General features: G+C 43.7%; 9 protein-coding genes. 3 read left to right on the top strand and 6 right to left on the bottom strand.

Annotation, left to right across the window (positions count from 1 at the left end):
• Window positions 1-615: 615 nt before the first annotated feature.
• Window positions 616-903: a hypothetical protein gene (locus FTT73_RS13340; protein ID WP_180078736.1), complete on the bottom strand. Its 288-nt coding sequence runs from the start codon at window positions 901-903 to the stop codon at window positions 616-618.
• Between the two features lie 519 nt (window positions 904-1,422).
• Window positions 1,423-2,637, bottom strand: coding sequence for a tyrosine--tRNA ligase (gene tyrS / locus FTT73_RS13335; protein WP_100535507.1), 1,215 nt, complete (start codon window positions 2,635-2,637; stop codon window positions 1,423-1,425).
• An 80-nt stretch (window positions 2,638-2,717) separates the two neighbouring features.
• On the opposite strand from tyrS, the gene FTT73_RS13330 reads away from it, so the two are divergent.
• The gene (locus FTT73_RS13330) at window positions 2,718-3,845 is read left to right on the top strand and encodes an anhydro-N-acetylmuramic acid kinase (RefSeq protein ID WP_005173456.1); all 1,128 of its coding nucleotides are present in this window, start codon (window positions 2,718-2,720) and stop codon (window positions 3,843-3,845) included.
• Between the two features lie 73 nt (window positions 3,846-3,918).
• Here the strand turns inward: FTT73_RS13330 and FTT73_RS13325 are convergent, their stop codons facing one another.
• The 4 genes from FTT73_RS13325 to FTT73_RS13310 all read right to left on the bottom strand — a co-directional run bounded on the left by FTT73_RS13325 (window position 3,919) and on the right by FTT73_RS13310 (window position 8,072).
• Window positions 3,919-5,214, bottom strand: coding sequence for a lytic murein transglycosylase (locus FTT73_RS13325; protein ID WP_218944676.1), 1,296 nt, complete (start codon window positions 5,212-5,214; stop codon window positions 3,919-3,921).
• A gap of 655 nt (window positions 5,215-5,869) precedes the next feature.
• Window positions 5,870-6,991 carry a 5-(carboxyamino)imidazole ribonucleotide synthase gene (locus FTT73_RS13320; RefSeq protein WP_180000459.1) on the bottom strand — a complete coding sequence of 374 codons (1,122 nt, stop codon included), beginning with the start codon at window positions 6,989-6,991 and terminating at the stop codon, window positions 5,870-5,872.
• 27 nt (window positions 6,992-7,018) lie between these two features.
• On the bottom strand, window positions 7,019-7,531 hold the full coding sequence (gene purE, locus FTT73_RS13315; RefSeq protein ID WP_180191552.1) for a 5-(carboxyamino)imidazole ribonucleotide mutase: 513 nt from the start codon (window positions 7,529-7,531) through the stop codon (window positions 7,019-7,021).
• A 199-nt stretch (window positions 7,532-7,730) separates the two neighbouring features.
• Window positions 7,731-8,072 carry a DMT family protein gene (locus FTT73_RS13310; RefSeq protein WP_005173466.1) on the bottom strand — a complete coding sequence of 114 codons (342 nt, stop codon included), beginning with the start codon at window positions 8,070-8,072 and terminating at the stop codon, window positions 7,731-7,733.
• Window positions 8,073-8,314: 242 nt separating this feature from the next.
• On the opposite strand from FTT73_RS13310, the gene mpl reads away from it, so the two are divergent.
• Together mpl and FTT73_RS13300 are read left to right on the top strand one after the other, a co-directional pair.
• Window positions 8,315-9,679: a UDP-N-acetylmuramate:L-alanyl-gamma-D-glutamyl-meso-diaminopimelate ligase gene (gene mpl / locus FTT73_RS13305; protein WP_180191551.1), complete on the top strand. Its 1,365-nt coding sequence runs from the start codon at window positions 8,315-8,317 to the stop codon at window positions 9,677-9,679.
• Between the two features lie 306 nt (window positions 9,680-9,985).
• Window positions 9,986-11,068: a zinc-dependent alcohol dehydrogenase family protein gene (locus FTT73_RS13300; RefSeq protein WP_180191550.1), complete on the top strand. Its 1,083-nt coding sequence runs from the start codon at window positions 9,986-9,988 to the stop codon at window positions 11,066-11,068.
• Window positions 11,069-11,108 lie beyond the last annotated feature (40 nt).

Genomic DNA, 11,108 nt, shown 5'->3' with positions numbered 1-11,108 from the left:
ACAAGTTGTTCTTCATAAGCTCTTAATGATCTTTCTAACACCTCGTCAGTGCCAGAAGCTGGACTTCGATATACTTAACAACTCAGCAATCTGCTTCGTTCGTTTCCGTCTATCTCGTCGGTATGGGTGCATTCTAGAGGATTTCAGAATCATTGCAACCCCCAATTCACTATATTTTTCACGTATGTCTTTTTTTTCTACAAAAAATCCTAAAAAATCGCTTTTTTATCTAATTTTTAAGCGTTTTTATGCAATAAATGCACTAAACACATCATTTTATTTTTATAAGCCAAAATTTAATTAGACTTAAAAGCGATCAAAATAATAGTTAGAGTAGTGATTTTTTACTTTTTATCTTTAAATAATGCTTTTTATCTCGTTCAACCCCCAGAAACAAAACCAAATCATGACATATTAGCGAAACCAACGATTCTTTCCTTTTGGCTGGCTAGCTTCATCCGCACTTTTTCAGTGAAACTTCTTATAAAAGCGTATCGGTATCTTAGGCTATAGAGCATTATTCAATGATTTTGGTTTTTGGCTATAACGCCGCACAAGCTTGCTTATCTATATAGATATAGAGATAGAACATATCAGCAGGTTAATTCTATTCAGTTACTTTTCCTGCTTGCGCTGCCCAAGCCAGTATTGCATGACTTCTATAATCATGTCTTTTTTGCCCTGATAGTCTTCAGCAACAAAGAATAGTTTTGCACGTCGCGGTAAACGCTCTTCAATCAGGGAAAATAGATAGTAATTCGCAGCCAGATCAAGCTGCATAAATAAGTTATAGACAGGGATATAACGTTGCTGTTTTTGTTCGGCAGACTGATATTCAAATAAGAAACTTAAAATACAATCAATGTCTTCATCAAAAATATTTTCTGTTGGATAGCGATACATCGAACCCCCTCTGCTTTCTTTTTATATTGTGCTGTCTTTTGCGAACCAATATAGTCAGCCACCCTTTAGCTAGCAAAACAACACTTAATTAGAGGATGAATTCTAGGTGGAATGTCCTCCAAGAAAATAATACCTGCGATTTTAAAGGTTCAGAATGAAATCGCTACAAATAAAAAAGGAAGAGATCTCTCCCAAAATCTCCTCCTTAGAATTGAATCTTTACCCGATCCATTATGTCATTATTATAGTTATTCACTTTAAAGCTTAAAAAAGAGTCTCTTGGGGAAGAGACCTTATAAATTGTGGAGTTGTCTTATTATCACCCTCTAGATGCCTTGAACCAATTCTCTAGATGAATAAATCCTATAGATAATAAACCCGAAAAGCAAGCAATTTGGGAAAATTTAACTCTTGTTTTTATAGGGTTTTTTTTGAAGTTGCTTATTTGCTTTATGAATATAGGACATCAATAAAAAAGCAGACCGAAGCCTGCTTTTATTTCAATAACTTATCAATTTTTTAATCGGTAAAAGTAACTTTCGCAATCGCTTTTTTGCTGGCCTGAACGATCAAGGTCAGATTTTCCTTAACCGAATAAGAACTATCTACAGTGTGCCAATCCACTTTCACCGCGCCACGACCTAAAGCATCTTTGGCTTGGGCCGCATTCTTGGTCAAACCTGCTTCACGTAAAATTGAAGTAATAAAGATTTCACCACCAAACTCACCACGTGAAATAGTCACTTCTGGCGTACCTTCCGGTAATTCACCCTCAGTAATGATATTACCCGCACCTTTATGTGCATGCGCAGCAGCGTCACTTCCGTGGAAACGCTCAACCAGCTCCAGCGCAAGAATCTTTTTCACCTCTTGAGGATTACGGCCTTCAGCAATTTCTTTTAGCAACTGCTGAATTTCTTCAATTGATTTAAAGCTGAGCAGATCAAAATAACGCTCAATCAATGCATCCGGCATTGAAAGCACTTTTTGATACATCGCACCTGGCGCATCAAATACACCAATATAGTTGCCTAAAGATTTAGACATTTTATTCACGCCATCTAAACCTTCAAGAATAGGCACCGTAATACACACTTGTGCTTCCTGATCATAACGACCTTGTAGCGTACGACCCATCAACAGGTTAAAGGTCTGGTCTGTACCGCCCAACTCTACGTCCGCTTCTAAAGCCACCGAATCATAACCTTGTACCAATGGATACAAGAATTCGTGAATCGCGATCGGCTGTTGACTGTTATAACGCTTGGTAAAGTCGTCACGCTCCAACATACGCGCCACAGTTTGCTGTGATGCCAATTGAATTAAATCAGCCGCGGTTTTTTGTGCAAACCATTCCGAGTTAAATACAACTTTGGTTTTGTTTGGATCAAGAATTTTAAACACTTGTTCTTGATAGGTTTTTGCATTTTCTAAAACTTGTTCACGTGATAATGGTGGACGTGTAGCACTTTTACCTGTTGGATCACCGATCATCGCCGTGTAGTCACCGATCAGGAAGAATACTTCGTGGCCCAAATCCTGAAATACTTTTAACTTGTTGATGAGAACCGTATGACCTAAGTGCAGGTCAGGCGCAGTTGGGTCAAAACCTGCTTTAATTTTTAATGGACGATTCTTTTTTAATTTCTTAAGAAGGTCTTCTTCAGAAATAATTTCATGGGTGCCTCGTTGAATGAGGGCAAGTTGTTCTTCAGCCGGCAGGAAATTTGACATCACAAAATCCAATACATCAGTTACTCAATTTGTGCGATATACTAACACTTTTTCAGCATATTGCAGGCTTAAGAATAACCATGACAGCGATCTATATTGGGGTAATGACCGGCACAAGCATGGATGGTGTCGATATTGTTGCTGCTTCTTTTGATCCTTTACAGCTTCATGCCACACTCACTTTGGCATTCGATCCTGACCTCCGGCATGAGCTGATGGCACTGACTTTGCCCGATGACAATGAAATTGACCGTATGGGCAAGGCCGATGTGGCCTTGGCAGAAATGATTGGTCATGGTATCAACCAACTGATTGAAAACAACCAGTTAGATAAATCTAAAATTAAAGCCATTGGCTCACATGGTCAGACCATCCGCCATCGCCCTGAGCATGGTTTTACCCTGCAAATTGGTGACCCCAATATTATTACCGAAATCACCCAGATTCCGGTGATTTCAGATTTCCGTCGTCGTGATTTGGCGGCGGGCGGTCAAGGTGCGCCATTGGTTCCTGCCTTTCATCAGGATATTTTCCAGCATGACAGCATTCACCGGGTAATTTTAAATCTGGGCGGGATTGCTAATGTCAGCCTGTTACCTGCCGGAAAGCCTGATGATGTTTATGGCTTTGATACAGGGCCGGCCAATATTCTGATGGATGCCTGGTGCGCGCGTTATACCGGCCAGCCTTATGATGAAAATGGCAATTGGGCCGCTTATGGTACGCCGATTCGCAGCCTGCTGGATCGTTTACAGTCACACGAATTTTTCTCTAAAGAACCGCCTAAAAGTACCGGCCGTGAAGACTTTAACCTGGAATGGCTGGATGAACAGATTGCCGACTGGCGCAATGACCTGCAATACGATGAACTGGAAGATACCCCGGAAAATGTGCAGGCGACCTTATTAAAGCTCACTACTCGTGCCATTAAAAAAGCCATTTATCGTTCTGGCATGGATACTGGACAAGTTTTCGTGTGTGGTGGTGGCGCTTATAATTCTTATTTACTTGAGCAACTGCGCTGGCGCTTACGCAAACATGAATGGAGCATACAAACCACGGCTGATTTGGGCCTCAGTCCGACCTGGGTAGAAGCCACCGCCTTTGCCTGGCTGGCGATGCGTTTTATCAAGCAACTCAATGGTAACCTGCCAGCGGTGACCGGTGCTTTAGGCTACCGTGTTCTGGGAACCATTACTGCTGTTTAAACCCGACCAGAGCAATCTAAAGTTATAAAAAAAGGTCTGCATTTATACAGACCTTTTTCATTTTCAATCTTACTTATTGCATCATCAGTTTGGCATTTTCATTACGGAACGCACGCAGAATCTGCTGGCCGGCGCGGCCGGTCGGACTCAAGCCTAAACGCTGCTGTTCCTGACGAATCGCCTGACGGGTTTTATCACCGATCAGACCATCCACCGCACCAATGTCATAGCCACGATTTAGTAAAAATTGCTGAATCTCGCGACGTTCTGAACGCGAAGTACCCGCGTCATCGGTTGGCCAAGATGTGCTAAAGCTCCCTTTACCCTGTAAACGATCAGATAAATGCGCAATCGCCAAGGCATAACTTTCTGCTGCATTATAGCTATAAATGGCATCAAAGTTCCTAAAGACCAGGAACACCGGGCCATTTGGGCCGGCAGGCGCAAGCAAGCCAGCTTGAGAAGATGCTGATAAATTCCCTTGAATTAAAGGGGAACCATCGGCACGCACTACACCACGGCTAATCCAGCTATTCAGTGATTTTTTATTGCGACGGCCTTCTTTTGAGATTGACATGCCTTGCGGGATTTTTACTTCAAAGCCCCAAGGCTGTCCGGTCTGCCAACCACGCTTGCTTAAAAAGTTGGCGGTTGATGCCAAAGCATCCGGAATACTACTGACCAGATCACGGCGGCCATCGCCATCAAAATCGACCGCAAGCTCATCATAGGTCGATGGCATAAACTGGGTATGACCAAAAGCTCCAGCCCATGAACCTTTCAGCTGATCCTCTCGTACATCACCGCGCTGTAACAGTTTCATCGTGGTAAAAAACTCACCACGGAAATAACTCTGGCGTCGCCCTTCACAGCTCAATGTTCCCAGAGCCTGCAATAAAGGATAGCGACCGGAAATATCACCAAAATTACTTTCTACACCCCATACCGCGACAATCGTTTCTGCAGGCACGCCATAGGCTGCGGAAACACGATTTAAGACTTCGCGATGTTGCTGTAATTTTTGCCGGCCGAGCTGAACCCGCTCTTCATCGACCAAACCAGACAAATAGTCCCAAATCGGGGTAGAAAATTCCGGTTGATAGTTTAAACGTTCAATTACGGAATAATCAGGCGTTAAATTTTGCGTATAACGGTCATAGCTGCCTGCACTAACACCTTTTGCTACAGCCTGACTACGTAAATTCGCCAAACAGTTTTGAAAATTATTCTGGGCAGGGAAATTTGACGGGCTGCTGGCCGCTGAAGGCAAAGTAGTCGTGTCGACACGCTGACCATTAATAATCAGCTCGGCATTTGCCTGAGAAACAGCCAAGAATAAAGAACCAACCACAAGCGCAAAACGTTGCATAAGACCCTTGAATATTTAGATTTTGAATTATGTTCCTAACATAGCAGCTCAATCTAAAAATTAAAGCTCAAATAGGTAAATTTAAATTCATAATTTCTGCACTTTTGAATTCATTTTGTAGTTTTAAATTTAAATAACTTATCCACAACTTGTTTTTAAATTCAAAAGCAGCGGCGCTGTTTGAATTTAAATTTAAAAGCAGCGGCGCTGTTTGAATTTAAATTTAAAATCCAGGAAACAACCTTTAAATTCAAAACCTTCTTTGTGGATAACTTAACATAAACAGGATTAATCAGATATTTATCAAGGTTTTATTTTGTGAATTAAAAACAGGGTGGCTTGATTTATTTTTAAATTTAAACTTTGAATTCAAAGTAGCGGTTTGAATTTAAATTCATATTTTGAATTCATTTAAACTTTAAATTCAAAGACTGTTTTAAATTTAATATTTTAAATTCAAAGTATTTCTCTGTGGTCTGTGAATCTTCATTTAGACTCTTTTATGTATACGCAATTGTTTATTTTACAATCAATTGAAAAATATCATGATCCGATAAATGGCAGGCATTTTCGAAGAGGCGCAATCATGCCTGAATCTGGATAAATAAAAAAGCGACCACCGAAGTGATCGCTTTTTTTATCAGCAAGATAGCGCTTAAATGGTCATATCTTCGCTCAATGCCAGTGGATTCGGTAAAATCTTCGCCAGTTGACGGCATAAAGTCGTCAGCTGAGTACTGTCGGTTGGCATCAGGGTAATGTGACCAATCTTACGACCTTCACGCTCTGACTTGTTATACAGATGCAAATGCGCACCTTCTAAAGCCAGAACATCTGCAGATTTTGGATGCTGTCCGATGATATTCACCAGTACGCTTGGACGAATCACTTCCGTTGAACCCAGTGGCAGACCAGCCACCGCACGAATATGGTTTTCGAACTGTGAGCAGACTGCACCTTCAATCGACCAGTGCCCTGAGTTATGCACACGTGGTGCCATCTCGTTTGCATATAAGCCTTTGTCTGTCACAAACAGCTCAAGGGTCAAGACGCCCACATAGTTCAGATGATTGAGTAGGCGAGTGATGTAGTCCTGTGCGACCGGCTGCAAGTCTGCACTGTTCGGTGCAGGCACAATCGAGTGCGACAGAATGCCATTGTGATGATGATTTTCAGCCAGGGGCCAGGTTTTTACATCACCATTTTGACCACGTACCGCAATGATCGACACTTCACGTGAGAACGTCACAAAGCTTTCTGCAATCAGTTCACCGGCAGGGCCAAGTTCCGCCCAAGCCTGCTCAATTTGATCAGCACTCCGCAGGACAAATTGACCCTTACCATCGTAACCACCGCGAGAGGTTTTTAATACGATTGGTAAGCCCAGTTCAGCCACAGCAGCCTGTAAACCTTCAAGTGCAGTCACTGCTTTATACGACGCAACAGGAATGTCGAGCGTATCAAACAGGGCTTTTTCAGACAGACGATGCTGTGCAATTGCCAAGGCTTGGCGTGGTGGATGCAGGTCTTTATTTTTCACCAGCACATCCACATCTGCAAGCGGGGTATTTTCAAATTCCAGACTGAATACATCAGCACTGTCAATAAAATCCTGTAGACCATTTTCGGCCTTGCTGGAAATCACTTGACCGAGTGTCGCAGAAGGGCAATCCGTACTTGCTTCAAAGAAAGTACATTGAATATTCAATGGCAATGCCGCTTGCGCCATCATGCGCCCGAGCTGACCGCCGCCAAAAATACCGATGGTTTTATCCATGATGTCTGTCCCGTATGAAGCTTGGTTTTAGTTTTGACCAGGAATGTTATTGCTTGCCACTTTATCTGTTTGTGCCGCACGGAAATCTGTAACATTTTTCGCGATATCAGGGCGGGTCAGACCTAAAATTTGCGCTGCCATAATGGCTGCATTGGTTGCACCGGCAGGGCCAATCGCAAGCGTACCCACCGCAATACCTGCTGGCATTTGTACAATTGAAAGCAAAGAATCGACGCCGTTTAAAATGGATGATTTGACTGGCACACCCAAGACTGGAAGATCAGTCTTTGCCGCACACATGCCCGGCAAATGCGCAGCACCACCAGCACCGGCAATAATCACCTGAATGCCACGATCACGCGCCTGTTCAGCATATTCAAATAAACGGTCAGGAGTACGGTGTGCAGAAACGACTTCAGCTTCAAATGGGACACCAAGCTGCTTGAGCATGTTGGCAGTATGTTCGAGAGTTGCCCAATCTGATTGAGAACCCATGATAATTCCTACTAGAGGAGCATCTTGTGCAGCAGCCGCATTCATTGCAAATTTTCCAGAGATTAAAGTAACAAAAAATAAATCTCGACGAGAGAGCCAAGCTTTAATAGGAGGTGCTTATTATAGACTGATTTTTCGGCTTCATAAAATTTAACGGTCAAAGCAAGGTTCGATTTTTCTTATTTTTTTGGCAGAATATTAAAAACTGGAATAAAAATAGGCCTGTAGTCTGCAAAGCTTTCGATCAGGAAGTTCTGAAGACAAAATACACACATCCGCACAGACACAAGGCTGCCCAGAGATAATCCAGTTTAAAGGGCTGCTTAAACATGAAAATCATAAAAGGCACAAAGACCAGCAAGGTCACCACTTCCTGAGTGATTTTCATTTGCCCCACGGCCAGTCCCTGCTGTGCCAGTAATCGGGTGGCCGGAATCATCAGGCTATATTCAAACAGGGCAATCATCCAGCTGAATAAAATTGCCTGCCACAACGGCGCATCATGCGGTAAAAATTTTAAATGCCCATACCATGCCAAGGTCATAAAGCAATTGGCAATCACCAGAAGAAATAAAGCCGGTAACATCGGCATGTACTCTGCAAAAAGATCGGGTTTATTCTACGATTTATTTTGCAAAAAGATATTCTCTAAATTTGAAATTTTCTCTGAATTTATCCGTGAAACAGGATTTAAAAATTCCCGCAGCAATGCTTGAACTTTGACTATCTTTTCCGTGTAAGCCTTGCTATCGTTGCTTGCAAATTGAATAAATCATGATAACCGCACCAATATAAGGTGATGGGTCAGACAGGAACGGAGTGAAGTAGATGCATCTGCATATTTTGGGTATTTGTGGCACTTTTATGGGATCGCTGGCGCTCCTTGCACGCGATCTGGGCCACAAGGTGACAGGTTCAGATTTGAACGTCTATCCACCGATGTCGACCCAACTTGAAAATGCAGGCATCAGCTTGATGCAGGGTTATGAGCGTAGTCACTTGCAGCCACATCCGGACCTGATCATTGTCGGCAATGCCATGAAGCGTGGTATTGATGCAGTAGAATATATGCTGAATGAAGGCTTGCCTTATATTTCAGGCCCACAGTTCCTGGCAGATCATGTTCTGCAAGGCAAACATGTATTGGGGGTTGCGGGTACACATGGCAAAACCACCACCACAACCATGCTGGCCTGGGTGCTGGATCAAGCTGGTTTAGAGCCAGGCTTCCTGATTGGTGGTGTGCCACTGGGTTTTAGTGAGAGTGCACGTCTCGGTGGCGGCAAATATTTCTGTGTCGAGGCGGATGAATACGATTCGGCTTTCTTCGACAAGCGTTCCAAGTTTGTGCATTACCATCCAAAAACGGCGATTTTAAATAACCTTGAATTTGACCATGCTGATATCTTTGATGATCTGGCTGCAATTCAAAAACAGTTCCATCATTTAGTTCGTACTATTCCAAGCGAAGGCCGAATCATTGCGCCGATTACCGAAAGCAATATCGATGAAGTACTAGAGCTGGGTTGCTGGACACCGGTGGTGCGCACCAGTCTGGATGCCAATGAAAAATCTGAACTGTATGCCGAACAGTTATCGACAGATGGTTCTCACTTTAAAGTCTTGCAACACGGTGTGGTGAAAGGTGAAGTGCAGTGGAGCATGACCGGACAGCATTCGGTGGCCAATGCGCTCGCGACGATTGCCGCTGCCGAGCATGTCGGCGTCTCCATTGAAACCGCCTGTGAAGCTTTATCTAATTTCGGTGGGGTAAAACGCCGTATGGAACTATTAGGCACAGTCCGTGGTATTGAGGTTTATGATGATTTCGCCCATCATCCCACAGCGATTGATACGACCTTGGAGGGCGCGCGCAAACGACTGGGTGAACGCAAACTCTGGGCAATTATTGAACCACGCTCCAATACCATGCGTATGGGCAGTCATAAAGAGGGTCTGGCTCATTCAGCACGTCTGGCCGATGCAGTAATCTGGTATCAACCGGAAGGACTGGACTGGGATCTGCAACCGGTCATTAATGCTGCGCCAAATAAAGCCAAAATTGCACGCACACTGGATGACATCATTCAGACCGTGGTAGCAGAGGCAGGTGAGGGCGATGCCGTAGTGATTATGTCAAATGGCGGTTTTGGTGGTTTACATCAGAAATTGATCAGTGCTTTAAACGCATAAAATAGATGCGTGGATAAGTATGTGAAAAAAGAAGCCCGCGATGCGGGCTTCTTTTTTTAGGGCAATTGTTTTAGCAAAAAGAGAGAATGGCTGTTTTGACCTTTGCATTGCATGATGTCAAATTGGCCTAAAATGCCGATCACTCATCAGTCATTACGCATGATGTTTTGTTGCAATCTGAAGGCGAGATAGATTGCAGCAGCACATCACTCAAGGCACACTCGAGAAGAACACAGGTATTTATAGACCTGACAGCCAGATCAGAATCAGGTCATTCTCATTCCTCACTCCTTCAGGAGATGTGTCATGACAACAATGAAAGCCATGGTCTATTACGGCGAAAACGACATCCGGTTTGAAGACCGTCCCATTCCCACTATTTTGCATCCCAGCGATGCGGTTATCAAACTCACTAAAGTCACTATTTGTGGTACAGACCTCGGGATCTGGAAAGGTAAAAACCCGGAAATTGAACAGCAAGCCACACGCAAACAGGGCAGTTTTAATGGCCGTATTTTAGGTCATGAAGGCATTGGTATTGTAGAAGAAGTCGGTTCTGCCGTTCAAAACTTCAAAAAAGGCGACCGGGTGATTATTTCCTGTGTCAGCCGCTGCGGAACCTGTGAAAACTGTCAGAAACAGCTGTATGCACATTGTCGCAATGAAGGCGGCTGGATCATGGGCTATATGATTGATGGTACTCATGCCGAATATGTACGCACGCCGTTTGCGGATACCTCACTCTATCATTTACCTGAAGGGTTAAATGAAGATGTCGCTGTGTTTTTGTCGGATATCTTGCCGACATCACATGAGATTGGTGTGCAATATGGCGATGTCAAACCCGGAGACAATGTGGTGATTGTCGGTGCCGGCCCGATCGGCATGAGCTGCCTGCTGACCGCTCAATTCTATTCACCGGCCAACATCATCATGGTCGATGTCGATGACAACCGACTCGAGTTCGCCAAAACAGTGGGAGCGACGCATAGCATTAACTCCGCGAAAGAAGATGCCATACAACGTGTGCTGGAGCTGACGGATGGGCGAGGGGTCGATTGTGCCATTGAAGCGGTTGGTCTGGAGGCGACCTGGAATATCTGCCAGCATGTAGTCAAAGAGGGTGGACATATTGCCAATGTCGGCGTACATGGCAAATCAGTTAATTTTGAACTGAATAAATTCTGGATTAAAAACCTGACCATCACCACCGGACTGGTCAATGCCAATACCACTGCTATGCTGCTCAAAACCTGCTGTTCCGGTAAATTACCGCTGGAAAAACTGGCGACCCATCACTTTAAATTTAATGAATTTGAAAAAGCTTATGATGTGTTCAAGCATGCAGCCGATGAAAAGGCCTTGAAAGTGATGATCGAACTCAATTAATGCGGGAAAGTAAAAAGTCCGCTTGGCGGACTTTTTTTAT

The sequence above is a fragment of the Acinetobacter sp. YH01006 genome (assembly GCF_013420445.1).
Classification (GTDB): Bacteria; Pseudomonadota; Gammaproteobacteria; order Pseudomonadales; family Moraxellaceae; genus Acinetobacter; species Acinetobacter pseudolwoffii.
This window is presented reverse-complemented; position numbering and strand designations above follow the sequence as displayed.